Genomic DNA, 26,587 nt, shown 5'->3' with positions numbered 1-26,587 from the left:
GCGCCTACCGGTCGGACTTTCCACGCACCGGCGCGTCCGCGAAGAGCTCACCGAAGCGGGCCGCCAGCGTCTCCGCCGCCGTGTGCGGCACACTTCCGTCGTTCGGGCCGCTCGGCAGCGTCTCGAACTGCGCGACAGGATCCTCCCCCGCCGCCTCGATCCATTCCCTCAACGCCTCGGCGTCCTGCGGTTCGTCGTGACCGAGCGCCTCGTAGACGAGGGTGGCGCCGGCGGCGTTCGCCGCGGCCGCGGCGGCGTTCACGTCCCGGCCGGTGCGCACCGCTCCCTTGTGCAGAAGCCTCAGAAGAGCCTGCGCCGTCGGGCGGTGCTGGACCATCTCCAGCCTCAGCGTCGTGTTGAGAACGTCCTGGTTGCCACAAGCCAGTTCCACCGGGCGGTAGTTGCCACCGTCCCTGAACAGCTCGGCCGCCCACCACAGCCGGGAGAAGCACTGGAGGTCCCACCGTCCGGCGAACCGGGCCGCCTGCGCCACCTCCCGGCCCGTTCCGCCACGGCCCCATCGCCAACGGACGAACTCGGGGGCGAGACAGACGCCCAGGAAGTTCCAGACGCGCGTGTCCGACGCCTCCGCGCGCGTGAGCCTCAGCGTGTAGTGCAGCCTCGGCGCCAACCACGCGTCGCTCGCCGTGGGCGAACCGTCGAAGCGGCGGCGCGCCTCCGTCAGCAGCTCACCGACGGGCTCCGCGTCCCAACGCGCGGAGTCGTCCTCCCGATACTCGACGTTCTCGCGCAGGCGGGCGAACGAGGGCGTCTCGTACCCTTCGAGGACCCGGGGAGTGATCGCCCGCGCGGCGACGGCCTCGGGCAGCATGCCGATGCGCGACGGCACGGCCTCTCCGTCCGTCGGTGTCATATCTCCTGTCCTCCGTCCGCCGCGCGGGCCAACGCCCGCACGGCACCGGCCACAGTCTTCTGCTTCTTCGAGTGGATCGACGCGGAGTGCATGAGCCGCGCGTGGAGGTCCGACCCGTTCTCGCCCCGACTCCGTCGATCGACGAGCTCGGTCAACGCCTCCTCCGGCGAGAGTCCGGGAAAGAAGTCCGGGAGCATCCTTCTGAGGACCTCCTCCTGCCACCCTCCCGGCCACTGCAGTTCGTCGTCCTCCGTCCCCGCGGCGTAGAGAGCCGTGTTGAAGAGCGAGGTCCACGCCTCGGAGGCGATCTGCGAGGCCATCACCTCGCGCACCAGTTTGTGCTCGACCCCCTGCCCACCTTCGAGGAGCGAACGGAAACCGTCCAGGGAGGCGTTGAGGTAGAGGACCGGCTCGCCGGCCTCCGCGTCGAGAAGCCAGGGATCGTCCCGGAACTCCTTGAGGAAGGCGTCCTCGGCGAACTCCCTCCACTGCATGCGGAGAGTGCGCTGCCGCTTCGGCTGCTTCGCCTCGAAATCGGCGCTCCAGTTCTCCTCGGTTCGGCCGATCAACCGGCCGTCGACCCCTCCGACCTCGGCGACGACGACGGCTTCGAGTTCGGTCCGGCCGACGTGGTCGCCGCGGTGGAGCTCCACCTCTCCGGTCCAGCGTCCCGCACCCTCGTAGTGCAGGGCGAAGGAGTGTCGTACGTTGGTCGCCCTGTTCCTGGCGAAGACCAGACAACGCGGAGACGTCCACACACCGGACCCGAGCTCCTCGGGGTCCGCGGTGACGGACACCTTGACGCGTATCTCGTCCCAGTCCCTGCGGATCGCGTGCAGGGCGACCACCCGTTCCTTGTCCGACACGAGGTTCAGGGAGAGCGGAATGTTGTCCACGCGCACCTCGTCGGCCGTGAGGATCACCTCCCCCGCGAGAATCCGATAGGGGAATGCCGTCTTCACTCCGCGCTCTCCTTGGCTCTCGGCACGTCTATCTCGAGGCACGACATCGCGGCAGCCACGGGATGACTGGACACGTCCGTGACCGCCTTGAACACGCCGCGTCGCGCCCCCTCCCTGAACCGCAGATTGCCCTCGCGGGTCAGCTCGCAGTCGCGCTCGGGCACCAGCGACCCCGCCCACCGGACGGGAATCCCCCCGCCCGAGCGGACGACGAAGCGCGCCGCCGGGGCGAGGATCCAGGCGCCGTCCCGCTCCGGCAGTTTCACCGTCACCCGGACGTGCCACGCCCCGCTCGACAGCACGTCGCCCTCGACCGCGTGCACGACCGGAAAGCTCTGCGTCCGGGACTTCCTCGGTGACTCGAACGTCAACAGGTCACGGAGGACCTGGGGGCCCTCGTCCGGGTCGCTCTCCTCCTCCTGGCCGCGCAGCAGGTCACGAACGGCCTGCTCGGCGGCCTTCTTGAAGTTGAGCACGCACTGTCGTGCGCCGCGGACGTACGTGGCGGTGAGGTCCTCGGTCCCGCCCCAGTCGTTGTGGTCCGGCGGTTCCGCGGCACGCAGCAGCTGCTCGGCCGCGTGCGCGTCCGGTGTCTCCCTGCCCGTGGCCAGGCCGGCGAGCAGTACGGCCTGGAAGGACCGGTGTCCCAACGGAAGATCGCCCACCCGCTTGCTGCGCACGACCATGCGCGTGGCGCGCATGAACGAGATCTGGTCGGGTTTCTCCTCGTCCTCGGCCGTCGGCGTCACGAGCAGTACGGCGTCGTGGGACTTCGGTGCGGAGGCGCCCGCGGGCCCCTTGCGAGCGGGCAGCACGAGCGGGACCGAGGTCTGCAACACGTCCTCGCGGGACGTCAGCTCGGAGGAGGTGCGGCCGTCGAGAAACGCCTGCACCGCACGCGATCTGGCGGGTTCGTGGCGGTGCGGGTCGATCGCCTCCTCCGGCTTCACCACCTTGCCGTTCCGCCACGACGCCACCGTGGTGCGCAGCAGCGGTCCGCTGTGCTGTCCGCCGACCATGGAGGCCCAGAAGTTCCTCGCCACACCGACGGCGAGCTTGTCGTGCATCTCCTCGACGTCCTCGGCGTCGCCGGATCCGTCGTACGCGCCGACGATCAGGAACGAGGTGCCCGGATCGCTGTCGCCGCGCTCGAGGTGGAGGCTCTCGGCCGTCGCCCGGTCGGCCCACCAGGACCGCGCCGCGTTGCCGCGCTCCTTGTCCGGCGCTCCGAGCCATGCCGGTCCCGCGTACTCCTCGCCCCCCAAGGCGTGCCACGGCAGCTCGAGCCGGCCCGCCATGCGCCGTTCGTGGCGCCCGGCCTGCTGCTCGGACAGCGTGCTGTTGACCAGCACGAGGCCGAACCGGCTGGCCGACCAGAGGGCCGCCTTGCCCAGGCCGTAGGAGCCGCCCTGAGACCCTTCCTTGCCGCTGTCCAGGGTACGGCGCACCACCCGCGCGAATCGCCCGTCGCCGTACTCCGGGCCGGTAAGGCCGTTCGCGTTGTAGTCGTCGATCCTCAGCAGGACGAGTCGGCCGGTCCGCTCGAACTCGTTGAGCCCGTCGGCCAGCACACGGCCCGCCTTCTGGCCGGGGTCCGCCGCTTGCCGCAGGTGTCGCTCGATCTCCTGCCAACGGAGGGCGTCGAGGAACCTGCCGAGGTGGTCCCCCGTCAGCTCGTGCAGTACGAAGCGCGTGGTCACGGGTCGGGTCATGTCGAAGCGTTCGTCGAGGCTGTTCTGCGTCGCCTCCCGGGCCAGGACGTCCAGGTTCGCCGAGAAGGCGTACGCGGCCGCGTTGCCGCCGCTACGACTGCCGTCCTCGGGAGCCCTCTGGAACACCCACGCCAGCTCCGCGCGGTCGGACTCCGGCGGCCGGCGGCTGACGGCGTCCTCCACGGCGACGCCCAGTGCCGAGGCGACGGCCTGGATCTTCTCGTACCGCGGGACGGCCCGTCCGCGCGCCCATGCGTTCACGGCCGCCGGAGTCACCCCGACGAGTTGAGCCAACTCCTTCTGCGGCATCTCCCGTTGACGCAGCACGTCGCTGAGCCACTCGGCGAAATCCTGTGACACTCACCCACCCCTTTCCCCTTCGTCGGCGACCTTACAGGAGTTCGTTTCATTCGATCAAGGAAATGAAAAAGCCGTCTATCGAGACGGCCTCAAAAGGGACTTACCGCATAAATTTTTCCGACGGCTTGACCTCAAGAGTCGTTGTGTCGATCATCGACGCTGTGCCGCTGCGGACAGGTGTGCGATCGACGGTGCCCTTCGGGTCGCCGCGCGAGGTGATACTCGCACAGGTGGCGGCAGACAGGAACACCACGGGGGCCGCGCCTTGACGTTCTCGCGGCCGAACGTTCGAGCACCAACAATAATTCCAAATGCACCTTTTGCCCTTTTTCCATGAAACGGAGAAAGGGTGCACGGTGCGCTCCGACGCTCAGAGAGGACGAGCGAATGGCCGCGAAGAAGAGGGTGGAGTACAGCTTGTCCGTGCCCGCCGACAGCACCGCCTCCATCGCCATCAACCACACGCCGCACGGAGCCTCGGCCTCCATCGAGACGGAGAACGGCCGCTACGACTGGGGACGCCTCGAGTTCGAGGCGTCGGACGAGGACTGAGCGAAGAAGGCGGGGCCCGTCCGCCGACGACGACGGGCCCCCGCCCCTGCTCGGCAGCACCCCACCACTCCACGAACGGAAGGACCCCCCTCATGCCCCGCCCCCTCTCCCCCCTCGTCGCCGCGGCCGGTCTCGTGGGCGGTTACGCCGTGGCCCGGTGGACCGGGAAGCGGCCCCTCGGGGGCGTCGTGCTCGCCGTGGCCGGTGGGGTGGCCGCTCGGGAGTGGCAGCGGGTGGGCGGGGGGAAGGCGGCCGCCGGGCTCGGGACCGCCTATGTGGCCGCGTTCGCCGGGTCCCATCCGCTGGCGAAGAAGATCGGGGCGTGGCCCGCCGTGTTCTCGGTGGCCGGCGGGGTGGCCGCGGCCTCCTGGGTCGTCACCCGGCGCAGGGGCTGAGCCCTCCCGCCCCGGGAGCCGGCCCCGCGGCCCGAGCACGCCCCGCGGCCCGATCCCACCTAGCAAGCAACCGTCGCCCTCACGCCCCCGCCGCGTGGCTCACCGTGTGGATCAGGAGGCCCGCCAGGGCGCCGACCACCGTGCCGTTGATGCGGATGAACTGGAGGTCGCGGCCGATGTTGGCTTCGATCTTGCGGGAGGTCTGGGTGGCGTCCCAGCCGGCGACCGTGTCCGTGATCAGCGAGGTGATCTCCGTGCGGTACGTCGTGACCAGGTGCGTGGCCGCCGATTCGAGCCAGCCGTCGACCTTCGCCTGGAGGCGCGCGTCCGAGGAGAGGCGCTCGCCCAGGGAGATCAGGGAGGCGCGGGCCCGCAGGCGGAGCTGACTGCGGTCGTCGTCGGCGGCCGCGAGGATCAAGGAGCGGACCGAGGACCAGGCGGAGGCGATGATGTCCTGGACCTCGGGCCGGTCGAGGAGCTCGCCCTTGAGGCGCTCCACCCGGGCCCGGGTGTCCGTGTCGGCCTGGAGGTCGGCGGCGAAGTCGGTGAGGAAGCGGTCGATGGCGCCGCGCGCCGGGTGCGAGGGCATGTCCCGCATCTCCGTGACGAAGCGGAGGAGCTCGCGGTAGACGCGCTCGCCCACCTTGCGGTCGACGAAGCGGGGGGTCCAGCCCGGGGCGCCGCCCTGGACGGCGTCCATCACGGAGTCGCCGTGGGTGACGAGCCAGTCGTGGGCGCGGGTGCAGACGAGGTCGACGGCCCTGCGGTGGGCGCCGTCGGTCACCATCCGCTCCAGGGTCTTGCCGAGGCCGGGGGCGATCTCGGCGGACTCGGCCCGGCGGGTGATCGCCTCGCCCACCACCGCCTGCACGTCGGCGTCGCGCAGGACGGTGAGCGCGCCGCGCAGCGCCGTGGACAGCTCGGACGTGACCCGGTCGGCGTGGTCGGGGTCGGCGAGCCAGGCGCCGACGCGCCGGCCGACGCCGAGGGCGCGGAGTCTGCCCCGTACGACGTCGGCGGAGAGGAAGTTCTCGCCGACGAACGAGCCGAGCGAGGCGCCCAGCTGGTCCTTCTTCGTCGGGATGATCGCCGTGTGCGGGACGGGCAGGCCCAGTGGGCGCCGGAAGAGCGCCGTCACGGCGAACCAGTCGGCGAGCGCGCCCACCATGCCGGCCTCCGCCGCCGCGGCGACGTAGCCCGCCCAGGCGCCCGCGCCCGCGTTCTCGGCCCAGGTCGCCAGGGCGTACACGACCGCGACCAGCGCCAGCAGACCCGTGGCCAGCGCCTTCATCCGGCGCACGCCGCGGCTCTTCTCCTCGTCGGCCGCCGTGTACGAGAAACTCACCATCCCGCCCACCTCCTCACATCAAGGACTCCCGGCGCTCGTCCCGAGTTCCCCCGTACATCTTCGCGATCACGGTCTCGATGTCCGGTTCCCGCACCGAGAGGTCGACGAGGGGATAGGCCGCGGCCACCGCCGACACCAGCGGCGCCGCCGACGCGGATGCCGGGAAGGCGAGCCACTGGCGCGGCCCCTCGGCCCGTACGAAGCGGGCCCCCGGCACGTCGGTGATCGGCGGGAGCTCCCTCGCCAGGTCGACGACGAGGAGCCGTTCGCCGTCGCCCGCCTCGTGCAGGCCGGGGAGGTGCCCGTCGTACATCAGGCGCCCGTGGTCGATCACCATCACCCGCGAGCACAGCTGCTCGATGTCGGTCAGGTCGTGCGTGGTCAGCAGCACCGTGGTGCCGCGCGTGGCGTTCAGCTCCCGCAGGAACTCCCGGACCCGCGCCTTCGACACGACGTCCAGGCCGATCGTCGGCTCGTCCAGGTACAGCACCTCGGGGTCGTGCAGCAGGGCCGCCGCGATGTCGCCGCGCATCCGCTGGCCGAGGGAGAGCTGCCGTACGGGCACGTCGAGCAGGTCGCCGAGGTCAAGGAGCTCCACGCAGCGGTCGAGGTTCTCCCGGTAGCGGGCGTCCGGGATGCGGTACATGCGGTGCACGAGCCGGTACGAGTCCCGCAGCGGCAGGTCCCACCAGAGCGTCGTCCGCTGGCCGAAGACCACGCCGATGCGCTGGGCGAGGCGCGTCCGCTCGCGCGCCGGGTCGATGCCCGCGACCCGCAGCCGGCCGCCGCTCGGGGTGAGGATGCCGGTCAGCATCTTGATGGTGGTCGACTTCCCGGCGCCGTTCGGGCCGATGTAGCCGACCATCTCGCCGCGGTCCACCGTGAAGGAGATGCCGTCGACGGCCCTGACCTCCCTCCTCTCGCGGCGGAACGGCCCGGTCTTCCGGCGGACCGTGAACGTCTTCTCCAGGCCGTCCAGTTCGATGAAGGGTGCGGGGGCGGGGGGCGCGGTGGGCACGGACATGCGGCTCAGCTTCCTGTCGATCGGTACGAACGGACGCCGGCCCGCCAGGCGAGACCGGCCGCCCCGCAGCAGACGAGCGCGACGACCGGCGCCGCGAAGGCGGCCCAGTCCGGCACGCCGGGCGGAGCGGGGCGCCCGAGCACGTACAGCGCGGGCAGCCAGCTCACGAACGCCAGCGGTACGACGTAGACGACGCCCCGCACCAGCTCCTGGGCGAAGATCGTCGGCGGGTACTGGAGGAGCGTGTTCCCGCCGTACGTGAAGGAGTTGGTGACCTCGGCGGCGTCCTGGAGCCAGAACAGCGCCGACGCGCCGAGCACCATCAGCGCGCCGAAGATCACCGCCCCGCACACCACCGTCACCGGCAGCAGCAGCACCTTCAGCGGCGTCCAGGCCACGTCCAGCAGGAGCAGCCCCCACACCAGGACGAGCAGCCCCTGGGCGACCCGGCCGAACCGGCGCAGCGCGAACCGGTCCGCCGCGACCTGCGCGAGCAGCGGCGCGGGCCGCAGCAGGAAGGTGTCGAGCGAGCCGTCCCGCACCCGCTTCCCCATCCGCTGGAGCGAGCCCATCGTCAGGTCGGCGATGCCGAAGGAGGTGCCGGCGGTGCCGTAGAGGAGGGCGACCTCCGCGAAGGAGAAGCCGCCGAGGCCCCTGACCTGACCGAACATCAGGAGGATGACGACGAAGTCGAAGAAGGTGACGCAGAAGCTGGTGAGGAGGGTGAGGGCGAAGGACGCGCGGTACGCCATCGTGGAGCGGATCCACATGCCCGCCACCATCCGGTACGTACGCCACGCGCCCGCGGCACCGTCCGGCGCCTCCCCGTCGTGCGCACGCCACGCGCCCGCGCCGCCACCCGACTCGTCCCGGTCCCCGTCCCCGCCACCCGCGCGCGCCGCCGCCGCTCCGGTCACGGCCGCCTCGCTAGCCACCCTGCACCACCACCTTCCGCGTCGCGGCGTACTGCGCCGCCCGGCCCGCCGCCAGCAGCACCAGGGCCCAGCAGCCCTGGAAGGCGTACGCCCCCGCCAGCGCCCAGCCCTCGTACCGCCCCAGGTACACGTCCGCCGGCACCTGGAGCAGCGAGGCCCACGGCAGGATCCGGGCCACCTCGCCGAGCGCGCCCGGGAAGACGTTCAGGGGGAGCAGCATCCCGGAGAAGAACAGGCCGCCCAGCCAGGCGGCCTGGGCCACGCCCTGGCCGTCGAGGAGCCAGAACGCGCTCATCGCCACCAGGTACCAGAGGGCGAAGCCGACCAGCGAGCCGAGCGCCACGGCGAGCAGGAAGGCGAGCCAGCCGCCGGGCCCGGCGGGCAGCGTGAAGTCGAAGACGAGCGCGCCGACGAGCAGCGGTCCGGCGCCGCGGCCGAGGAGCTGGAAGGCCGACCGGCCGGCGTTGGCCGCGCACCACCAGGCCTGGAGGTCGGCGGGGCGGTAGAGGTCGACCGCGATGTCGCCGGTCCTGATCCGCTCCATCAGCTCGTCCTCGAAGCCGCCGCCCATCAGCCCGCAGACGGTGATCAGGGCCTGCCCGATCCAGACGTAGGCGAGGGCGTCGTCCATCGAGTAGCCGCCGAGGTGCGGGCGTTCGTCCCAGAGGGCGATGTACGTGTACGACAGGATCAGGCCGAAGACGGAGTTGGTGAAGACGCCGGCCGCCGTGGCGACCCGGTACGTGGCGTGGCGCCGGAAGCCGCCCGCGGCCACCGTCGCGTACAGCCGCAGCATGACGCTCCTTTCGGGAAGAGGAGACGAGGGGGCAAGGGGGAAGGGCACGAGGGCGGGGGACGGCTACCAGGGCGGGGGAAGGCCACGAGGGCGAAGCGCACGACCCTATGGGGGCGGGGGGCCTTCCCGCGACCCGTTTTCCGTCACCCTCGGGTCGCTTTCAGGACTTTCGCCGCCTTCCGGGCAGTATGTGGTGGCATGTCCCCTTCCTCCGCCACGAGCGACACCCCCCGGCCAACCCGTCCGGGCTGGGAGCCGCGGGACCCCACCCTCACCCCGCCCCCTCCGCCGCCCCCGCGCCGCAGCCGCCCCCGCCGCGTCCTGCGCGCCCTCCTCGGCACCCTCCTGCTCGGCGCCCTGCTCCTCACCGGCGCCCTCGTCGCCGGCTACCTCCTCGTCGAGATCCCGCCCGCCAACGCCACCGCCGTCGCCCAGTCCAACCTCTACCTCTACCGGGACGGCACCCCGCTCGCCCGCGACGGCGAGATCAACCGCGAGAACGTACGCCTGGAGCAGATCCCCCTCCCCGTACGCAGGGCCGTCCTCGCCGCCGAGGACCGCGACTTCCACACCTCCCGCGCCGTCGACCCCAAGGCCATGCTCCGCGCCGCCTGGAACACCGTCACCGGCAAGGGCCGCCAGTCCGGCTCCACCATCACCCAGCAGTACGTCAAGAACTACTACCTGGGACAGGAACAGACCCTCACCCGCAAGGCGAAGGAGTTCTTCATCGCGCTCAGGCTGGGCCGCGAGAAGAGCAAGGAGGAGATCCTCCAGGGCTACCTCAACACCAGCTACTTCGGCCGCAACGCCTACGGCCTCCAGGCCGCCGCCCGCGCCTACTACGGCAAGGACGTCGAACAGCTCGACACCGCCGAGGGCGCCTACCTCGCCGCCCTCCTCAAGGCCCCCAGCGCCTACGACGTCACCGCCCACCCCGAGAACCGCGCCACCGCCGTCGCCCGCTGGAACTACGTCCTCGACGGCATGGTCGGCGAGGGCTGGCTCGACCGCGCCGAGCGCGCCGCCACCCGCTTCCCCGACCCGCGGACCGCCCGCCCCGCCACCGGCCTCTCCGGCCAGCGCGGCTACCTCGTGCAGGCCGTCGAGGAGTACCTCACCGACCACGGCGTCGTCGACGAGAAGACCCTCGCCGCCGGCGGCCTCCGCATCACCACCACCCTCGACCCAGCCCGCCAGGACGCCCTCGTCCAGGCCGTCGAGGAGCTGGTCGTCGACCGCCTCGACCCGGCGACGAACCCCGTCGACCAGTACGTACGCGTCGGGGCCGCCGCCGTCGACCCCGCCACCGGAGACGTCCTCGCCCTCTACGGCGGCATCGACTACACCCGGCAGTACGTCAACAACGCCACCCGCCGCGACTACCAGGTCGGCTCCACCTTCAAACCGTTCGTCCTCACCGCCGCCGTTCAGAGCGGCGCCCGGACGCAGCACGGCGAGCCCATCACCCCGAACACCCTCTACGACGGCACCAACCGGCGCCCCGTCGAGGGCTGGACGGGCGCGCCCTACGACCCGGCCAACGAGGACGACGCCAGCTACGGCGAGATCCCCGTCGGCACCGCGACCGACCTCTCCGTCAACGCCGTCTACGCCCAGATGGCCGTCGACGTCGGCCCCGACCGCGTCCGGAACACCGCCGTCGCCCTCGGCGTCCCCCGCGGCACGCCCGACCTCACCGCCTCCCCCTCCATCGCCCTCGGACCCGCCACCGCCAGCGTCCTCGACATGGCGCGGGCGTACGCGACGCTCGCCGCGCACGGCCGGGCGCACGGCTCGTACGGCCTCGTCGACTCCGTCTCCCGCGACGGCCGGGCCATCCCCCTGCCGACCGCCCCGCCCCGGCAGGCCGTCACCCGCGAGGCCGCCGACACCACCACCGCCGTCCTGCGGAGCGTCGTCGAGACGGGTACGGGCACGGCGGCGCGGGCCGCGGGACGCCCGGCGGCCGGCAAGACGGGCACGGCCGAGGACGACAAGGCGGCCTGGTTCGCGGGCTACACCCCGGACCTCGCCACCGTCGTCGCCCTCATGGGCCAGGACCCCGAGACGGGCCACCAGAAGCCGCTGTACGGGGCGCTCGGGCTGCCCCGCGTCAACGGGGGCGGCGTCCCCGCCGAGATCTGGGCCCGGTTCACCCGCGAGGCGCTCGCCGGGACCGCTCCCCGCGACTTCGACCTCATGGTCATGCCGGGAGCGGAGGAACCGCCCGTACCACCCGTACCGGACGGGGGGCCAAACGGACCGGACGGCACAGGGCCGGCGGAGGCGCCCGACGGGCCCCGGGGGGAGGAGTACGAGACGGGCGAGGCCGGCCCCGGCGCGGTGATCACCCGCAGACCGGCCGCTCCCCCGGCTCCCCCTGCCCCCTCCGCTCCCCCGGCTCCCTCAGAGCCGAAGCGTCAGTGACCGGAGGTCGCCTTCAGTCCCACGACGGCGACCAGCAGCAGACAGACGAAGAAGATCCGGGCGGCGGTCGCCGGCTCACCGAGCACCACCATGCCGAGCACCGCCGCACCGGCCGCGCCGATGCCGACCCACACGCCGTAGGCCGTACCGATCGGCAGGGTCTTGGCGGCCTGCGAGAGCAGCACCATCGAGGCCACGATCCCGGCGGCGGTGAACACGCTCGGCCAGAGACGGGTGAAACCGTCCGTGTACTTCATCCCGATGGACCAGCCGACCTCGAGCAGACCGGCGACGATCAGAAGAACCCAGGCCATGACGACGACACCTCCGCAAGACGGACAACAGGGGTGCGTCGTCTTTGCGGAATCCCGGTACGGCGCGTCTCGTCGGGTGTCTCCAGCCTAGCAAGGAACAGCCAAAGGCCCTGGTGACAGCCGTCACCAGGGCCTCGGGTCCTCTGCGGGTCCGCTCGCGGTCCGCTACAGGTACAGGCCGGTGTCGGAGCTGCCCTGGAACCGGTCGGCCGCCACCGCGTGCAGGTCGCGCTCGCGCATCAGGACGTACGCCACCCCCCGGACCTCGACCTCGGCGCGGTCCTCGGGGTCGTACAGGACGCGGTCGCCGATCTCGACCGTACGGACGTTCTGGCCGACCGCGACGACCTCGGCCCAGGCCAGCCTGCGGCCGACGGCGGCGGTCGCCGGAATCAGGATGCCGCCGCCCGAACGCCGCTCCCCCTCCGGGGAGTCGGTGCGGACCAGGACCCGGTCGTGGAGCATCCGGATGGGCAGCTTGTCGTGGGTGTTCTCGCTCACGGCACGAACCTACCTGGCCGGACGCGGCGCCCGTGGCCGGGAGGGGTCATCCCCGGCCCTTGCGGGCGGAGGCGGCGATCAGCCCGACGAGGGCGACGGCCACGAGGGCCACCGGGACGACGCGCTCCAGGCGGGGGGCGCCGTCCTCGTCGGTGAAACGTGCCTTCACGTCCGACACGACGCGGTTGACGGCGACGAAGGCGCGCCCCGCGGTCTGGTCGACCGCCGATGCGACCTTGGCCTTCGCGTCCCCGATGATCGTCTTCGGGTGCACCCGAATGCCGATCTCGTCGAGCGTGACGGCGAGCTGCTCGCGCCGGCGGACGATGTCCGCCTCGATCTGCGCAGGGGTCCTGGCGTCCGACACCGCGCTGCCTCCGTAGTCGTGATCCGGTCGTTGATGGACAGTCTGTCAGTTCCGCCGCCGATGGGTCGTCCCCGACCCCCATTAGGCTCTGGAGGCGTACGCGAACTTTCCCGAGGAGAGCCATGAGCGAGCGACTGCAGCCCGGCGACACCGCCCCCGCCTTCACCCTTCCCGACGCGGACGGCAACGAGGTCTCCCTCGCGGACCACAAGGGCCGCAAGGTCATCGTCTACTTCTACCCCGCCGCCCTCACCCCGGGTTGCACCAAGCAGGCGTGCGACTTCACCGACAACCTCGACCTCCTCGCCGGCGCGGGCTACGACGTCATCGGCGTGTCGCCCGACAAGCCGGAGAAGCTGGCCAAGTTCCGCGACAAGGAGAACCTGAAGGTCACGCTGGTCGGCGACCCGGACAAGACGGTCCTGGAGGCGTACGGCGCATTCGGCGAGAAGAAGCTGTACGGCAAGACGGTGACGGGCGTGATCCGCTCGACGGTCGTCGTCGACGAGGACGGCAAGGTCGAACGCGCCCTCTACAACGTCAAGGCCACGGGCCACGTCGCCAAGATCATCCGCGACCTGGGCCTCTGACCCCGCCTCCGGCCGCCTCGGCCGCCCGGGAGCGCCGGACGGCCAGGACTGATCTGCCCCCGGACCGCGGCCTGCCGCTACGATGACAGGCGGTCGGCGGCCGTGGTGGAACGGCAGTCACGCTGGGTTTAGGTCCCAGTGGGAGAAATCCCGTGAGGGTTCGAATCCCTCCGGCCGCACAGTGAAGGGCGCACCGCCGCGGGGCGGGGCGCCCTTCCGGTTTCCGTTCAGCCCAGGAGGTCCCGGACCACCGGGGCCAGGGCGCGGAAGGCCTTGCCGCGGTGGCTGATCGCGTTCTTCTCGGCCGGGGTCAGTTCCGCGCAGGTCACGTCGAGGCCGACGGGCTGGAGGATCGGGTCGTAGCCGAAGCCGTTCGTGCCGGTGGGGGTGTGGCGCAGGGTGCCCTCCAGGCGGCCTTCGACCACGCGTTCCGTGCCGTCGGGGAGGGCGAGGGCCGCGGCGCAGGCGAAGTGGGCGGCGCGGTGGGGGGCGTCGATGTCGGAGAGCTGGGCCAGGAGCAGGTCGAGGTTGGCGCGGTCGTCGCCGTGGGTGCCGGCCCAGCGGGCGGAGAAGATGCCGGGGGCGCCGCCGAGGACGTCGACGCAGAGGCCGGAGTCGTCGGCGACGGCGGGGAGGCCGGTGGCGCGGGCGAGGGCGTGGGCCTTGAGGAGGGCGTTCTCGGCGAAGGTGACGCCGGTTTCCTTGACGTCGGGGACGTCGGGGTACGCGTCCGCGCCGACGAGTTCGAGGTCGAGCCCGGCGTCGGCGAGGATCGCGTGGAGTTCGGTGATCTTGCCCGCGTTGCGGGTGGCGAGGATCAGACGGGTCATGCCCCGATTATCCGGGAGTGCAGACCTTGCCGATCTCGGTGGCCGCGTCGGTGACGGGGGTGATGTCCGGATTGGTCTCGCCGTTCTTGACGGCGGTGCGGACGGACTCGACGCCCTTGGTGAGGTCGTCGACGGCCTTGGAGAGGTCGGCGTTGTCGGTGGTGTTCCTGAGGTTGCCGAGCTCGGTGGAGATGGAGTTGAGGGACTCCTCGATCTGGGTCACGTCGTTGGAGGCGTTGGAGACGGCCTGCTGGAGCTTGCTCACCGAGGTGGCGATGGCATCGGCGGTCTTGACGCAGTCCATGGCCTTGTCGAGGGCCCCACAGCCGCTGAGGACGGTGGTGAGCGCGGCGGCCGTGGCCACCGCCAGAGCTATTCGGCGCTTCAAGGCGGGTCCTCCCCCTGTACGTGACGTCGTGCGGGCGCACGGATCGTATCGGTCTGTCACCGGTACGCGTCCGTGCGCCCGTTGTCCTTCATGACGCCGCGGGGGCCTCAGAGGGTTGCGTCGAGGGCCTTGCGCTGGAGTTCTGCCAGGTCGGCGCAGCCGGCGGAGGCGAGGTCGAGGAGGGCGTCGAGCTCGGCCCGGTCGAAGGGCTCGGCCTCGGCGGTGCCCTGGACCTCGACGAAGCGGCCGTCGCCGGTGCAGACGACGTTCATGTCGGTGTCGGCGCGGACGTCCTCCTCGTAGCAGAGGTCGAGGAGGGGGACGCCGCCGACGATGCCGACGGAGACGGCGGAGACGGTGCCGGTGAGCGGCTTGCGGCCGGGCTTGACGAGCTTCTTGGCCTGGGCCCAGGAGATGGCGTCGGCGAGGGCGACGTACGCGCCGGTGATGGCGGCGGTGCGGGTGCCGCCGTCGGCCTGGAGGACGTCGCAGTCGAGGACGATCGTGTTCTCGCCGAGTGCCTTGTAGTCGATGACGGCGCGGAGCGAGCGGCCGATGAGCCGGGAGATCTCGTGGGTGCGGCCGCCGATCTTGCCGCGGACGGACTCGCGGTCGCCGCGGGTGTTGGTGGAGCGGGGCAGCATGGAGTATTCGCCGGTGACCCAGCCCTCGCCGCTGCCCTTGCGCCAGCGGGGGACGCCCTCGGTGACGGAGGCGGTGCAGAAGACCTTGGTGTCGCCGAAGGAGATGAGGACGGAGCCCTCGGCGTGCTTGCTCCAGCCGCGTTCGATGGTGACGGGGCGGAGCTGTTCGGGGGTACGGCCGTCGATGCGAGACATGGGAGGAGCGTAGCCGTACGGGAGGGAGGGGCCGGACGCGCGGAAGGGCCCGTTCCCCTGCCGGAACGGGCCCTGCCGACGCGGGTCAGCGGCTCACATCATGTCTTCGATCTCGGCGGCGATGGGGTCGGCGTCGGTGCCGATGACGACCTGGATGGCCGTGCCCATCTTGACGACACCGTGGGCGCCGGCGGCCTTGAGGGCGGCCTCGTCGACGAGGCCGGCGTCGTTCACCTCGGTACGGAGGCGGGTGATGCAGCCCTCGACCTCTTCGATGTTCTCGATGCCGCCGAGCCCGGCGACGATCTTCTCAGCCTTGCTGGCCATGTGTTTCTCCCTGTCCGTTCCGTCCGAAGAACGTGAGTCTGGGCGCACCGGTGGTCCGCTTCGTCACGTTAACCCACGGTTGGCCCAACTTCGCGAGCGAGTGCAGCCGTTCTGCCGAATGATGACGATCACCGGCGGCCTGTCCCCTGCGGGCTCCCGGAGCCTACCGCAACTGGTCTACACCAGTGTGCAACGTGACGCGGGCCCCGCGTGTTCCGGGGCCGGGAGAGGGAGGACGCCGATGAGCGCCGCAAGCGCCACCGCCGCGAGCGGGAAGAACTGGCGGAGCAGCCTCTTCCAAGGCCTCCAGAAGGTGGGCCGCAGCCTGCAGCTCCCGGTGGCCGTGCTGCCGGCGGCGGGTCTCCTGGTCAGCCTCGGCAACCTCTTCGACGCCTATCTGCACGGGGACTTCTGGGAGAAGGTCACCAAGGTCCTGCTCCTGGGCGGCACGGCGATCCTGGACGGGGCCTTCGGGCTGCCGCTCCTCTTCTGCATCGGCGTGGCGATCGGCTTCGCGAAGAAGGCGGACGGCTCCACGGCGTTGGCCGCGGTCGTCGGCTTCCTCGTCTACTTCAACGTACTGAAGGCGTTCCCGCGCGAGGGGACGGTGACGGAGGAGGTCCCGGACGGGGTGGCGCAGAACCCCGGGGTGCTCGGCGGCATCATCATCGGTCTGCTGACGGCCGTCATCTGGCAGCGGTTCCACCGCACCAAGCTGGTGGACTGGCTGGGGTTCTTCAACGGCCGCCGACTCGTGCCGATCATGATGGCGTTCCTGTGCGTGGTGCTGGGCGTGCTGTTCGGGCTGCTGTGGGAGCCGGTCGGTGACGGTCTGACGTGGTTCGCCAAGCAGCTGATCGATCTCGGCGCGTGGGGCGCGGCCATCTTCGGCATCGCGAACCGGCTGCTCATCCCGATCGGCATGCACCAGTTCCTGAACACCTTCTTCTGGTTCCAGGCGGGTGAGTACACGGAGGCGGACGGCACGACGGTGCAGGGTGACCTGACGCGGTTCTTCGCGGGTGACCCGACGGCCGGCCAGTTCATGTCGGGCTTCTTCCCGATCATGATGTTCGGTCTGCCGGCGGCGGCCCTGGCGATCGCGCACTGCGCGCGGCCGGAGCGCCGCAAGGAGGTGACGGGCCTGATGATCTCGGTGGGCCTCACCTCGTTCGTGACGGGCGTGACGGAGCCGCTGGAGTTCTCCTTCATGTTCGCGGCGCCGCTGCTCTACGGTCTGCACGCGCTGCTGACGGGTGCCTCGATGGCGATCACCTGGGCGCTGGGGGTGCACGCGGGCTTCAGCTTCTCGGCGGGCCTGATCGACTACGTCGTGAACTGGCACCTCGACACCAAGCCGTGGCTGATCATTCCGATCGGTCTGGGGTTCGCGGTCGTGTACTACGTGCTGTTCCGGCTGGTGATCACGAAGTTCGACATCCCGACGCCGGGGCGCGAGCCCCTGGAGGTGGGCGAGGAGCTGGACCGGGACGCCACCAAGCCGTGAGACCCCGCCGAGCCGTGAGACCCGCCGAGCCGTGAGACCCCTTCCCCGAGGCCCCTGGACCTGACCGTCCGGGGGCCTTTCGTCGCCCCCACGGGCCTATGGCTGAGTCCACAGAATTCACAGGTTCCTTATCTAAGTCTCACGTGCTACAACTGGTCTACACCACTCATTGGTGTAGACCACGCGGTCCAGACCACCGCGTTCCACGAGACGCCGCCGTCACCCCCTTTCACTGTCCTCTGGCGGCGCCTTGCCTTACTGGAGGAAGTTGATGAGTACGGCCACCGCCCAGGCCGCCGCTCCCGCGAAGAAGCGCGGATCCGGCCTGTTCCAGGGCCTGCAGAAGGTCGGTCGCAGCCTGCAGCTGCCGATCGCCGTGCTGCCGGCCGCGGGTATCTTGCTCCGTCTCGGCCAGCCCGACGTCCAGGAGAAGCTCAGCCTGCCCGACAAGGTCACGGCAGTGTTCGCCACCGCGGGTGGCGCGATCTTCGACAACCTTCCCCTGCTCTTCTGCATCGGCGTCGCCATCGGCTTCGCCAAGAAGGCGGACGGCTCCACCGCGCTGGCCGCGCTCGTCGGCTTCCTGGTCTACAGCAACGTGCTGAAGGCGTTCCCCGTCGCCGAGGCGCAGATCCAGGCCGGCGCGGACGTCGCCGCCAAGTACAACAACCCGGGTGTCCTCGGCGGCATCCTGATGGGTCTGCTCTCCGCCGTCCTGTGGCAGAGGTTCCACCGCACCAAGCTGGTGGACTGGCTGGGCTTCTTCAACGGCCGCCGGCTCGTCCCGATCATCATGGCCTTCGTCGGCACCGCCGTCGGCGTCGTCTTCGGCCTGGTCTGGGAGCCGATCGGCGAGGGCATCTCCAGCTTCGGCGAGTGGATGACCGGCCTCGGTGCCGGTGGCGCCGGTCTCTTCGGTCTCATCAACCGCGCGCTGATCCCGGTCGGCATGCACCAGTTCGTGAACACCGTCTCGTGGTTCCAGATCGGCGACTTCACCAACGCCGCGGGCGAGGTCGTCCACGGTGACCTGAACCGGTTCTTCGCCGGTGACCCGAGCGCCGGAATCTTCATGTCGGGCTTCTTCCCGATCATGATGTTCGGCCTCCCGGCCGCCGCGATCGCCATCGCGCACTCCGCCCGCCCGGAGCGCCGCAAGGCCGTCATGGGCATGATGATCTCCCTCGCGCTGACCTCCTTCGTCACCGGCATCACGGAGCCGATCGAGTTCACCTTCATGTTCATCGCGCCGGTCCTGTACGCGATCCACGCGGTCCTGACCGCCGTCTCGATGGCCGTCACCTGGGCCTTCGGCGTCCACGCCGGCTTCACCTTCTCCGCGGGCGGCATCGACTACCTGCTCAACTGGAACCTGGCGACCAAGCCGTGGCTGATCATCCCGATCGGTCTCGTCTTCGCGGCGGTCTACTACGCGGTCTTCCGCTTCGCGATCACCAAGTTCAACCTGCCGACCCCGGGCCGCGAGCCCGAGGAGGAGGTCGAGGACCTCACCAAGGCGTGAGCCTCGCCCGTACGCGCGAGAAGGCCCCGGAACCGTCCAGGTTCCGGGGCCTTCCCCGTCCGTGCTCAGACCTCGTAGACCGCGCCCGGCCGGGCCAGCTCCGCCGGGCCCCGGTAGACCGCGCGGGCGTCCGCCAGGTTCCGCTCCCCGTCCGTCCACGGCGGGATGTGGGTGAGGACGAGCCGGCCGACCCCGGCGCGGCTCGCGTGCGCGCCCGCCTCCCGGCCGTTGAGGTGGAGTTCGGGGACGTCCTCCTTGCCGTGGGTGAAGGAGGCCTCGCAGAGGAAGAGGTCGACGCCGTCGGCCAGGTCGTGGAGCGCGTCGCAGACCCCGGTGTCCCCGGAGTACGCCATCGAACGGCCGCCGTGCTCGATCCGGATGCCGTACGCGTCGACCGGATGGGTGACCTTCTCCGTACGGACCGAGAAGGGGCCGAGCTCGAAGGAGCCCGGCTTCAGCGTGCGGAAGTCGAAGACCTCGCTCATCGCGGTGGGCGAGGGCGTGTCCGCGTACGCCGTGGTCAGCCGGTGCTCGGCGCCCTCGGGGGCGTAGACGGGGAGCGCGTCGCAGCGTCCGCCCTCGTGCCGGTAGTAGCGGGCCACGAAGTAGCCGCACATGTCGATGCAGTGGTCGGCGTGGAGGTGGCTGAGGAAGATCGCGTCCAGGTCGTACAGACCGATGTGGCGCTGCAGCTCGCCCAGGGCGCCGTTGCCCATGTCGAGGAGCAGCCGGAAGCCGTCGGCCTCGACGAGGTAGCTCGAACAGGCCGAGTCCGCGGACGGGAACGACCCGGAGCAGCCGACGACGGTGAGCTTCATGGAGCGTGAACCTCCGTGGACGGGTGCGGAAATGACGCGCTGCGGGGAGGGGAGGCTGTGCGGTCTGTCGAGCGTAAGGCGCACGGGGGTCCGTAGCTCCTTCGTGACGGCCCGTTGTGGGCGAACTCACGGGCTCTGTCACCGGTTCGGATGGATGGCGGAGCGCCACGGCGGAGTGGGCCGTCGGCCGGTACCGTCATGAGGTATGGACACGTCGTGGTGGCCCGCGTTGGCCGGGGTGGTGGTGATCGCGCTGGTGGTGGCGCTCGCCGACGGGCGGAAGCGCGCGTCCCGGGGGCCGCGGCGGCCCGGGGGGCGGGGTCCGGAGGGGCGGGGTCCGGAGGGGCGGACGCGGCCGCCCGGCCGCCCGCCGCGTGCTCCGGCGGGTCCGCGGAGGGCTCCGGCGTCACCACCGGGCCGGCTGCCGCGGCCGGGTGAGATCTGGTGGGCGGACGTGCCCTTCGAGGACGGGCCGGGTTCGAAGGACCGGCCGTGTCTGGTCCTGTCGGTACGGGGGGACCGCGCGCGCGTCGCGAAGATCACCAGCAGGTACCACGCCGAGCGGCCCGGGGTGATCGCGCTGCCTCCGGGGGCGGTGGGCGACGCGCAGGGGCGGCCGAGCTTCCTGGAGACGGACGAGCTGCGGGACGTGCCGGTGGTGGAGTTCCGCCGCAGAGCGGGAACGGCGGACCCGGTCGTGTGGGACCGGGTCCGCCATCTCGCGGGGTAGGGAGGGGCCGTGGGCGGCCCGGGGCCCAGGCCCGAAGGGGGGCCGGGCCCGGACCGGGGGCTCGGGCCCGGAGAGGGCTCAGGCCCAGAGCTGTCCCTGGAGGGTCTCGATCGCCTCTTCGGTGGTCGCCGCCGTGTAGACGCCGGTCGAGAGGTACTTCCAGCCGCCGTCGGCGACGACGAAGGCGATGTCGGCGCTCTCGCCCGCCTTGACCGCCTTGTTGCCCATGCCGATGGCGGCGTGGAGGGCCGCACCGGTGGAGACGCCCGCGAAGATGCCCTCCAGCTGGAGGAGTTCGCGGGTGCGGGTGACCGCGTCGGCGGAGCCCACGGAGAAGCGGGTGGTGAGGACGGAGGCGTCGTACAGCTCCGGTACGAAGCCCTCGTCGAGGTTGCGCAGGCCGTAGACGAGGTCGTCGTAGCGCGGCTCGGCGGCGACGATCTTCACGTCGGGCTTCTGCTCGCGCAGGTAGCGGCCGACGCCCATCAGGGTGCCGGTCGTGCCGAGCCCGGCGACGAAGTGGGTGATGGAGGGCAGGTCCTCGAGGATCTCGGGGCCCGTGGTGGCGTAGTGGGCGCCCGCGTTGTCGGCGTTGCCGTACTGGTAGAGCATCACCCACGAGGGGTTCTCCGCGGCGATCTCCTTGGCGACCCGTACGGCCGTGTTGGAGCCGCCCGCCGCCGGGGAGGAGATGATCTCCGCGCCCCACATGGCGAGCAGCTGGCGCCGCTCCTCGCTGGTGTTCTCGGGCATGACGCAGACGATGCGGTAGCCCTTGAGCTTGGCGGCCATGGCCAGCGAGATGCCGGTGTTGCCGCTGGTCGGCTCCAGGATGGTGCAGCCGGGGGTGAGCCGGCCGTCCTTCTCCGCCTGCTCGATCATGTGGAGCGCGGGGCGGTCCTTGACCGAGCCGGTGGGGTTGCGGTCCTCCAGCTTCGCCCAGATGCGGACGTCGTCCGACGGGGAGAGCCGGGGGAGGCGGACCAGGGGCGTGTGGCCGACCGCCGCCAGCGGGGAGTCGTAACGCATACGGATCAGACCATGCCACCGGCGACGGCCGGCAGGATCGTGACGTTGTCGCCGTCGGCGAGCTTGGTGTCGATGCCGTCGAGGAAGCGGACGTCCTCGTCGTTCAGGTAGACGTTGACGAAGCGGCGGAGCTTGCCGCCGTCGACGATGCGGGCCTCGATCCCGGTGTGGCGGGACTCCAGGTCGGCGAAGAGGTGCGCGAGGGTCTCGCCGCTGCCCTCGACGGCCTTGGCGCCGTCGGTGTAGGTGCGGAGGATGGTCGGGATGCGGACCTCGATGGCCATGGCATGGGCTCCTGTCGAATGTGGCGTGCGGGGCGTGGTGGCGCGGGTGACGTCGTGGGCGCGCGGCCGGGGCCCCGCGCGAGGGGGTCGTGCCGGGGGTGCGCCCGGGCCGGCGGGTCGTGCCGGTGGTGCGTGGCGGCGGGTCGTGCCGGTGGTGCGTGCCGGTGGTTCAGAGCGCGGCGCGGGTCGTACACATCGCGCTGGCGAGGCGGCACAGGTCGACGTGCAGGCGTGCCACAAGCAGCGTGCTCGGCATCTCTTCGCTCACGTCGTGGGAAACCATGGGCTCATCGTATCGATTCCCGGTCCGGGTTCCGGAATGTGATCTCACATGCTGGAAGGCTTCCGCCCGCCCCTCGGACGGCGGTCTCCCGGCTCGCGGCCGGATCAGCGCGTGGCGTCCTCGTACGCCTCCACGACCTTGACGTCCTCCTCGGTCACCACGCCGTCGACGATCGTGTACGAGCGGAACTGGAAGGGCCCGGCGCCGTCGGTGTCGGCGGTGGAGACCAGGACGTAGTGGGCGTTCGGCTCGTTCGCGTACGAGATGTCCGTGCGGGACGGGTAGGCCTCGGTCGCGGTGTGCGAGTGGTAGACGATCACGGGCTCCTCGTCCCGGTCGTCCATCTCGCGGTAGAGCTTCAGGAGGTCGGCGGAGTCGAACTCGTAGAAGGTGGGCGAACGGGCCGCGTTCAGCATGGGGATGAAGCGCTCGGGGCGGCCGCTGCCGACGGGGCCGGCGACCACGCCGCAGGCCTCGTCCGGGTGGTCCGCGCGGGAGTGCTCCACGATCTGGTCGTACAGGGCCCGGGTGATGGTCAGCATGACGACAGGATAAGCAGACGGGCCGTGCCGTACCGGTGTTTGGTACGGAACGGCCCGCATGCTGAGACCTTGCAGGTCAGGCGGTGGGGACGGGTGCCCCGGAGGTCCTAGGACCGCTTGGCGAAGGCGGCGCCCTCGGGGTTGCGGGCCTTCAGGACCAGGTAGGAGACGGCCAGGATCAGGCCCCAGACGGGAGCGCCGTACAGCGCGACCCGGTTGCCCGCGTCCATGGCCATCGTCACGACGACCAGGGTGATGAAGGCGAGCGAGAAGACGCTCAGCCAGATGCCGCCCGGCGCCTTGAAGGAGGACTGCGGCAGCTCGCCCCGGTCGGCCTTGAGCCGGTAGCGGATCTGGCAGATCAGGATGACGATCCAGGCCCACATGCCGGAGATGGTGGCGAAGGAGACGACGTAGTTGAACGCCTCGCCCGGCCACTGGTAGTTGATCCAGACGCCGACCATCATCAGCGCGGCCGAGAAGGTGGTGCCGACCAACGGCGTGCCGGACCCGGTGAGGCGGGTGAAGACCTTCGGGCCCTGGCCGTTCAGCGCGAGGTCGCGCAGCATGCGGCCGGTGGAGTACATGCCCGAGTTGCAGGAGGAGAGGGCGGCGGTCAGCACCACGAAGTTGACGATGGCGGCGCCGACGCCGAGGCCCATCTTCTCGAAGGCGGCGACGAACGGGGAGACGCCCGGCTTGAACTCGGTCCACGGGACGACCGACAGGATCATGATCAGCGCGCCGACGTAGAAGACGGCGATGCGCCACGGCACGGTGTTGATGGCCTTCGGCAGGACCGTCTTCGGGTCCTTCGACTCGCCCGCCGTGACGCCGACCAGCTCGACCGCGAGGAACGCGAACATGACCATCTGGAGGGTCATCAGGGTCGAGGCGATGCCGTTCTCGCCGGCGAAGAAGCCGCCGAGGTCCCACAGGTGGGTGACGGAGGCGGTGTCACCGGCGTCGGAGAAGCCGAGCGTGAGGATGCCGGCGCAGATCAGGATCATGCCGACGATGGCGGTGACCTTGACCATGGAGAACCAGAACTCCAGCTCGCCGAAGAGCTTGACGGAGATCAGGTTGGCGCCGTAGAGGATCACGGTGAAGACGAGGGCGGACAGCCACTGCGGGATGTCCCACCAGTACGTCATGTAGGTCGCCGCGGCGGTGACCTCGGTGATGCCGGTGACGACCCAGAAGAGCCAGTACGTCCAGCCGGTCGCGAAGCCCGCGAACGGGCCGATGAACTCCCGCGCGTACTCCGAGAAGGAGCCCGAGACCGGGCGGTACATGAGGAGCTCGCCGAGCGCCCGCATGATGAAGAAGATGACGAGGCCGGCGGCGGCGTACGCCAGGATCAGGCTCGGTCCCGCGATGGAGATGCCCTTGCCCGCGCCGAGGAAGAGCCCGGTGCCGATGGCGCCGCCGATCGCGATCATCTGGATCTGGCGGGCGCCGAGTGCCCGGTGGTAGCCCTCGCCCGAGGCGGAGTCCTCGGCCTCATTGCCGTCGTGCTGCTTGTCGACCTGCACTGAGGTCATGGTGGTGCGCCTTTCTCCATGCTGATCCGCGCGGCAGCTGGGCTGCTCCGCCGCGGATCAGGTCCTGATCCCCCCGGATGTGGATGGAGTGCCACCGGCGGTCAGCCGGTCCAAGCGCCCTCGGGTACAGGGGTGGCGTGCCCGAGTGGTCGTGAAGATTTATCACGGCGTTCACGGTGATCGACGGCCGTCGACGTGACCCACACCACACGAAAAGGCGGACAAATAGGACTCAATAGAGCAAGGCGGGGCTCTTTGATAACGCATTCGTTATGCGGATTTGAGCGTCCGCTGAGCGAACACACGACCGCTCGGGCGCGGACCCCGGGAGGCACCCCGGGGCGCCCGTCAGCCCAGCAGCCCGTCAGCCCATCAGGGTCTCGACGAGGGACTCCTGGAGCGCGCCCAGCCAGAGGTACGCCATCACCATCGGCTTGCGCGGATCGCTGTCCGGCAGCCGGTAGAGCAGCTCGCTCTCCTCGTCGTCGGAGACCTCCAGGCGGGTGCCGATGGTCAGCCGCAGGTCGTTGAGCGCGCCGAGCCAGGCCCGCGACTCGTCCGCGGTCAGCTTGAGGACGGCGCCGCCCTCGCCCGCCGCCTCCGAGGTCAGCGCGTCCAGGGCGCGCACGACGACGAGGGCGTCCTCGCGCTTGCGGGCCCGCAGGTCGTTCTCGGTGTAGCGGCGGAAGTCGGCGGCGGCCGCCCGCAGCTCCTCGCTGTCGTCCCCGTACGCGTCCGGGAAGAGGCGCCGGAGCGCCGGGTCGGACGGCGGCTCGCTCGGGCCCTCGGCGAAGAGGGCGGCGAGCGGGTCCTCGTCCTCGGCGGGTTCGTCACCGGGGCCGATCAGCTCCATGAGCTGGACGGCGAGGGAGCGCAGGATGGAGATCTCGACCTCGTCGAGGGCGACGGCGGCGCCACCGCCGGCCAGGGCCTCGAAGTGCCCGGCCATCAGCCGCGGTCCTGGGAGAGGGTCGCCCACAGGCCGTAGCCGTGCATGGCCTGCACGTCGCGTTCCATCTCCTCGCGGGTGCCGCTGGAGACCACCGCGCGGCCCTTGTGGTGCACGTCGAGCATCAGTTTGTGCGCCTTGTCCTTGGAGTAGCCGAAGTACGTCTGGAAGACGTAGGTCACATAGCTCATCAGGTTGACCGGATCGTTGTGCACGAGGGTCACCCACGGCACGTCCGGCTCGACGACGGCGGAGACCTCCTCGGCCGATTCCGTACGTTCGATCTCAATAGGCGCGACGCTCACTCACCCCATGCTGCCACTCCGGGGGGCCCGTCGCACAAACGGGGCGCCTCGGCGGCGGCGGCCGCGGCGCGCCCCGGACGAGAAATCGTCACTTTGACGATTTCTGCGCTAGCATCGCTGACATGAACGCTGCGGACCTTGGGCTCCCGGTGGACGTGCCGTCGACCGCGCTCTTCACCGACCAGTACGAGCTGACCATGCTCCAGGCGGCCCTCAGGGCCGGCACCGCCGACCGTCGCTCCGTCTTCGAGGTCTTCACCCGCCGGCTGCCCGAGGGGCGCCGCTACGGGGTCCTCGCGGGCGTCGGACGCGTCCTGGACGCCGTCGAGAACTTCCGCTTCGACGCCGACGTGCTCGGCTTCCTGCGCGAGAACGCCATCGTCGACGAGCCGACCCTCCAGTGGCTCGCCCGCTACCGCTTCTCCGGCTCCATCTGGGGCTACCCGGAGGGCGAGGTGTACTTCCCCGGCTCCCCGCTGCTGCGCGTCGAGGGCTCGTTCGCCGAGTGCGTGCTCCTGGAGACGGTGATCCTGTCGATCCTCAACCACGACTCGGCCATCGCGGCCGCCGCCTCCCGCATGTCGGCCGCGGCCGGCGGCCGACGCCTGATCGAGATGGGCGCCCGGCGCACCCACGAGCTGGGCGCCGTGGCCGCCGCCCGCGCCGCCTACGTCGGCGGCTTCGGTGCCACCTCCGACCTGGCCGCCGGCTTCCGCTACGGCATCCCGACCGTCGGGACCTCGGCGCACGCCTTCACCCTGCTCCACGACAGCGAGCGCGACGCCTTCCGGGCCCAGGTCGACTCCCTGGGCCGGGGCACCACCCTGCTCGTCGACACCTACGACGTGGCCGAGGCCGTCCGGACGGCCGTGGAGGTGGCCGGGCCCGAGCTCGGCGCCGTACGGATCGACTCGGGCGACCTGCTGCTCGTCGCGCACCGGGTGCGGGCGCAGCTGGACGAGCTGGGCGCCCGCGACACCAAGATCGTGGTCACCTCGGACCTCGACGAGTACGCCATCGCCTCCCTGGCGGCGGCGCCGGTCGACGCGTACGGGGTCGGCACCCAGCTCGTCACCGGCAGCGGCCACCCGACCTGCTCCATGGTCTACAAGCTGGTCGCCCGCGCCGCCTCGGCCGACCCGAAGGCGCGGCTCGTGCCCGTCGCGAAGAAGTCGCTCGGCGGCAAGGCGTCCGTCGGCGGCCGCAAGTGGGCGGCCCGGCGCCTCGACGCGCACGGCGTCGCGGAGGCGGAGGTCGTGGGCACCGGCCCCGTACCGGCGGACCTCGTCGACCGGCAGCTCCTGGTGGAGCTGGTGAAGGACGGCGACGTGGTGGCCCGCGAGCCGCTGGACGCGGCCCGCTCCCGGCACATCGCGGCCCGCGCCGGGCTGCCGATGTCCGCCATCCAGCTGTCCCGGGGCGAGCCCGTCCTGCCGACGGTGTATGTGGAGGAGCACCACTGAGCCCGCCCGAGTCCGTGGGGACGCCCCCTCCCTAAGGGAGGGGGAAGTCTCTAGGCTCGTTTCCGAC

Annotated in this window: 30 protein-coding genes, 1 tRNA gene and 1 riboswitch; of the genes, 9 read left to right on the top strand and 22 right to left on the bottom strand. The window is 71.1% G+C overall.

The genetic code is table 11. The features are described 5' to 3' along the window. Nucleotides 1–4: 4 nt before the first annotated feature. From ACWDVG_RS14035 to ACWDVG_RS14025, 3 genes are read right to left on the bottom strand one after another with little or no spacing between them, the layout of a single operon-like run. On the bottom strand, nucleotides 5–874 hold the full coding sequence (locus tag ACWDVG_RS14035) for a DUF6339 family protein (RefSeq protein ID WP_451699375.1): 870 nt from the start codon (nucleotides 872–874) through the stop codon (nucleotides 5–7). Then, nucleotides 871–1,836, bottom strand: a complete 966-nt coding sequence (locus ACWDVG_RS14030) for a hypothetical protein (RefSeq protein WP_451699374.1) — start codon at nucleotides 1,834–1,836, stop codon at nucleotides 871–873. Before ACWDVG_RS14030 ends, ACWDVG_RS14035 begins: the two co-directional genes overlap by 4 nt. Further along, nucleotides 1,833–3,908, bottom strand: coding sequence for a helix-turn-helix transcriptional regulator (locus ACWDVG_RS14025; protein ID WP_451699372.1), 2,076 nt, complete (start codon nucleotides 3,906–3,908; stop codon nucleotides 1,833–1,835). Before ACWDVG_RS14025 ends, ACWDVG_RS14030 begins: the two co-directional genes overlap by 4 nt. 387 nt (nucleotides 3,909–4,295) lie before the next feature. Between ACWDVG_RS14025 and ACWDVG_RS14020 the strand changes: the two genes are divergently transcribed. Both ACWDVG_RS14020 and ACWDVG_RS14015 read left to right on the top strand, forming a co-directional pair. Then, nucleotides 4,296–4,460: a hypothetical protein gene (locus ACWDVG_RS14020; RefSeq protein ID WP_451699371.1), complete on the top strand. Its 165-nt coding sequence runs from the start codon at nucleotides 4,296–4,298 to the stop codon at nucleotides 4,458–4,460. A 92-nt stretch (nucleotides 4,461–4,552) separates the two neighbouring features. After that, on the top strand, nucleotides 4,553–4,855 hold the full coding sequence (locus ACWDVG_RS14015; protein WP_451699370.1) for a hypothetical protein: 303 nt from the start codon (nucleotides 4,553–4,555) through the stop codon (nucleotides 4,853–4,855). 79 nt (nucleotides 4,856–4,934) lie between these two features. Here ACWDVG_RS14015 and ACWDVG_RS14010 read toward each other — a convergent pair whose 3' ends face one another. The 4 genes from ACWDVG_RS14010 to ACWDVG_RS13995 form a co-directional block, all read right to left on the bottom strand. Then, entirely contained in the window at nucleotides 4,935–6,203 is a 1,269-nt protein-coding gene (locus ACWDVG_RS14010) for a DUF445 domain-containing protein (RefSeq protein WP_451699369.1), read from the bottom strand. Nucleotides 6,204–6,216: 13 nt separating this feature from the next. Continuing rightward, nucleotides 6,217–7,227, bottom strand: a complete 1,011-nt coding sequence (locus ACWDVG_RS14005) for an ABC transporter ATP-binding protein (RefSeq protein ID WP_451699367.1) — start codon at nucleotides 7,225–7,227, stop codon at nucleotides 6,217–6,219. A 5-nt stretch (nucleotides 7,228–7,232) separates the two neighbouring features. Next, entirely contained in the window at nucleotides 7,233–8,009 is a 777-nt protein-coding gene (locus tag ACWDVG_RS14000; RefSeq protein ID WP_451699409.1) for an ABC transporter permease, read from the bottom strand. A gap of 145 nt (nucleotides 8,010–8,154) precedes the next feature. Beyond that, complete coding sequence (locus tag ACWDVG_RS13995) at nucleotides 8,155–8,955, bottom strand: ABC transporter permease (protein WP_451699408.1); 801 nt, start codon at nucleotides 8,953–8,955, stop codon at nucleotides 8,155–8,157. 201 nt (nucleotides 8,956–9,156) lie between these two features. Here ACWDVG_RS13995 and ACWDVG_RS13990 point away from each other — a divergent pair, with 201 nt between their 5' ends. Then, nucleotides 9,157–11,388, top strand: a complete 2,232-nt coding sequence (locus ACWDVG_RS13990) for a transglycosylase domain-containing protein (RefSeq protein ID WP_451699366.1) — start codon at nucleotides 9,157–9,159, stop codon at nucleotides 11,386–11,388. On the opposite strand, the gene ACWDVG_RS13985 is transcribed toward ACWDVG_RS13990, so the two are convergent. The 3 genes from ACWDVG_RS13985 to ACWDVG_RS13975 form a co-directional block, all read right to left on the bottom strand. Continuing rightward, nucleotides 11,382–11,702, bottom strand: coding sequence for a DMT family transporter (locus ACWDVG_RS13985; RefSeq protein ID WP_451699365.1), 321 nt, complete (start codon nucleotides 11,700–11,702; stop codon nucleotides 11,382–11,384). The two genes, ACWDVG_RS13990 and ACWDVG_RS13985, sit on opposite strands and share 7 nt — an antisense overlap. Before the next feature lie 32 nt (nucleotides 11,703–11,734). Beyond that, a riboswitch (guanidine-III (ykkC-III) riboswitch) is annotated at nucleotides 11,735–11,804 on the bottom strand. Between the two features lie 63 nt (nucleotides 11,805–11,867). Then, the gene (locus ACWDVG_RS13980) at nucleotides 11,868–12,203 is read right to left on the bottom strand and encodes a GroES family chaperonin (protein ID WP_451699364.1); all 336 of its coding nucleotides are present in this window, start codon (nucleotides 12,201–12,203) and stop codon (nucleotides 11,868–11,870) included. 46 nt (nucleotides 12,204–12,249) lie between these two features. After that, nucleotides 12,250–12,570, bottom strand: coding sequence for a DUF3618 domain-containing protein (locus ACWDVG_RS13975; RefSeq protein WP_451699363.1), 321 nt, complete (start codon nucleotides 12,568–12,570; stop codon nucleotides 12,250–12,252). A 122-nt stretch (nucleotides 12,571–12,692) separates the two neighbouring features. Between ACWDVG_RS13975 and bcp the strand changes: the two genes are divergently transcribed. Next, nucleotides 12,693–13,160 (top strand): thioredoxin-dependent thiol peroxidase, encoded by a 468-nt coding sequence (bcp, locus tag ACWDVG_RS13970; RefSeq protein WP_451699362.1) that lies wholly within the window; start codon nucleotides 12,693–12,695, stop codon nucleotides 13,158–13,160. 96 nt (nucleotides 13,161–13,256) lie between these two features. After that, nucleotides 13,257–13,339 (top strand) — tRNA-Leu (locus ACWDVG_RS13965). Between the two features lie 48 nt (nucleotides 13,340–13,387). Here ACWDVG_RS13965 and rdgB read toward each other — a convergent pair. The 4 genes from rdgB to ACWDVG_RS13945 form a co-directional block, all read right to left on the bottom strand. Beyond that, the gene (gene rdgB / locus ACWDVG_RS13960; protein ID WP_451699361.1) at nucleotides 13,388–13,990 is read right to left on the bottom strand and encodes an RdgB/HAM1 family non-canonical purine NTP pyrophosphatase; all 603 of its coding nucleotides are present in this window, start codon (nucleotides 13,988–13,990) and stop codon (nucleotides 13,388–13,390) included. Between the two features lie 7 nt (nucleotides 13,991–13,997). Next, nucleotides 13,998–14,378 carry a hypothetical protein gene (locus tag ACWDVG_RS13955; protein ID WP_451699360.1) on the bottom strand — a complete coding sequence of 127 codons (381 nt, stop codon included), beginning with the start codon at nucleotides 14,376–14,378 and terminating at the stop codon, nucleotides 13,998–14,000. Nucleotides 14,379–14,485: 107 nt separating this feature from the next. Next, complete coding sequence (gene rph, locus ACWDVG_RS13950; RefSeq protein WP_451699359.1) at nucleotides 14,486–15,217, bottom strand: ribonuclease PH; 732 nt, start codon at nucleotides 15,215–15,217, stop codon at nucleotides 14,486–14,488. 93 nt (nucleotides 15,218–15,310) lie between these two features. Then, nucleotides 15,311–15,544 carry a glucose PTS transporter subunit EIIB gene (locus ACWDVG_RS13945; RefSeq protein ID WP_451699358.1) on the bottom strand — a complete coding sequence of 78 codons (234 nt, stop codon included), beginning with the start codon at nucleotides 15,542–15,544 and terminating at the stop codon, nucleotides 15,311–15,313. A gap of 241 nt (nucleotides 15,545–15,785) precedes the next feature. Between ACWDVG_RS13945 and ACWDVG_RS13940 the strand changes: the two genes are divergently transcribed. Together ACWDVG_RS13940 and ACWDVG_RS13935 are read left to right on the top strand one after the other, a co-directional pair. Then, nucleotides 15,786–17,051, top strand: coding sequence for a PTS transporter subunit EIIC (locus ACWDVG_RS13940; protein ID WP_451699357.1), 1,266 nt, complete (start codon nucleotides 15,786–15,788; stop codon nucleotides 17,049–17,051). 271 nt (nucleotides 17,052–17,322) lie between these two features. Then, nucleotides 17,323–18,573, top strand: a complete 1,251-nt coding sequence (locus tag ACWDVG_RS13935) for a PTS transporter subunit EIIC (protein WP_451699356.1) — start codon at nucleotides 17,323–17,325, stop codon at nucleotides 18,571–18,573. Nucleotides 18,574–18,638: 65 nt separating this feature from the next. Here the strand turns inward: ACWDVG_RS13935 and ACWDVG_RS13930 are convergent, their stop codons facing one another. Next, a complete protein-coding gene (locus ACWDVG_RS13930) occupies nucleotides 18,639–19,391 on the bottom strand; it encodes an MBL fold metallo-hydrolase (RefSeq protein ID WP_451699355.1) in 753 nt (250 codons plus the stop codon). A 205-nt stretch (nucleotides 19,392–19,596) separates the two neighbouring features. Between ACWDVG_RS13930 and ACWDVG_RS13925 the strand changes: the two genes are divergently transcribed. Further along, nucleotides 19,597–20,121 carry a type II toxin-antitoxin system PemK/MazF family toxin gene (locus ACWDVG_RS13925; protein ID WP_451699354.1) on the top strand — a complete coding sequence of 175 codons (525 nt, stop codon included), beginning with the start codon at nucleotides 19,597–19,599 and terminating at the stop codon, nucleotides 20,119–20,121. A gap of 78 nt (nucleotides 20,122–20,199) precedes the next feature. Here ACWDVG_RS13925 and ACWDVG_RS13920 read toward each other — a convergent pair whose 3' ends face one another. The 7 genes from ACWDVG_RS13920 to clpS all read right to left on the bottom strand — a co-directional run bounded on the left by ACWDVG_RS13920 (nucleotide 20,200) and on the right by clpS (nucleotide 25,057). Next, a complete protein-coding gene (locus tag ACWDVG_RS13920; protein ID WP_451699353.1) occupies nucleotides 20,200–21,150 on the bottom strand; it encodes a PLP-dependent cysteine synthase family protein in 951 nt (316 codons plus the stop codon). A gap of 5 nt (nucleotides 21,151–21,155) precedes the next feature. Next, entirely contained in the window at nucleotides 21,156–21,434 is a 279-nt protein-coding gene (locus tag ACWDVG_RS13915) for a MoaD/ThiS family protein (protein WP_451699352.1), read from the bottom strand. A gap of 169 nt (nucleotides 21,435–21,603) precedes the next feature. Then, on the bottom strand, nucleotides 21,604–21,717 hold the full coding sequence (locus ACWDVG_RS13910) for a putative leader peptide (protein ID WP_451699351.1): 114 nt from the start codon (nucleotides 21,715–21,717) through the stop codon (nucleotides 21,604–21,606). Between the two features lie 104 nt (nucleotides 21,718–21,821). Next, entirely contained in the window at nucleotides 21,822–22,259 is a 438-nt protein-coding gene (locus tag ACWDVG_RS13905; RefSeq protein WP_451699350.1) for a Mov34/MPN/PAD-1 family protein, read from the bottom strand. A gap of 107 nt (nucleotides 22,260–22,366) precedes the next feature. Next, a complete protein-coding gene (locus tag ACWDVG_RS13900; RefSeq protein WP_451699349.1) occupies nucleotides 22,367–23,803 on the bottom strand; it encodes an amino acid permease in 1,437 nt (478 codons plus the stop codon). Between the two features lie 364 nt (nucleotides 23,804–24,167). Beyond that, on the bottom strand, nucleotides 24,168–24,752 hold the full coding sequence (locus ACWDVG_RS13895) for a DUF2017 domain-containing protein (protein WP_451699348.1): 585 nt from the start codon (nucleotides 24,750–24,752) through the stop codon (nucleotides 24,168–24,170). Continuing rightward, nucleotides 24,752–25,057 (bottom strand): ATP-dependent Clp protease adapter ClpS, encoded by a 306-nt coding sequence (gene clpS, locus ACWDVG_RS13890; RefSeq protein ID WP_345281823.1) that lies wholly within the window; start codon nucleotides 25,055–25,057, stop codon nucleotides 24,752–24,754. The genes ACWDVG_RS13895 and clpS overlap by 1 nt, the downstream gene beginning before the upstream one ends. A gap of 122 nt (nucleotides 25,058–25,179) precedes the next feature. On the opposite strand from clpS, the gene ACWDVG_RS13885 reads away from it, so the two are divergent. Continuing rightward, entirely contained in the window at nucleotides 25,180–26,520 is a 1,341-nt protein-coding gene (locus ACWDVG_RS13885) for a nicotinate phosphoribosyltransferase (protein WP_451699347.1), read from the top strand. Nucleotides 26,521–26,587 lie beyond the last annotated feature (67 nt).

This window comes from Streptomyces sp. NPDC003327 (assembly GCF_053589515.1).
This window is presented reverse-complemented; position numbering and strand designations above follow the sequence as displayed.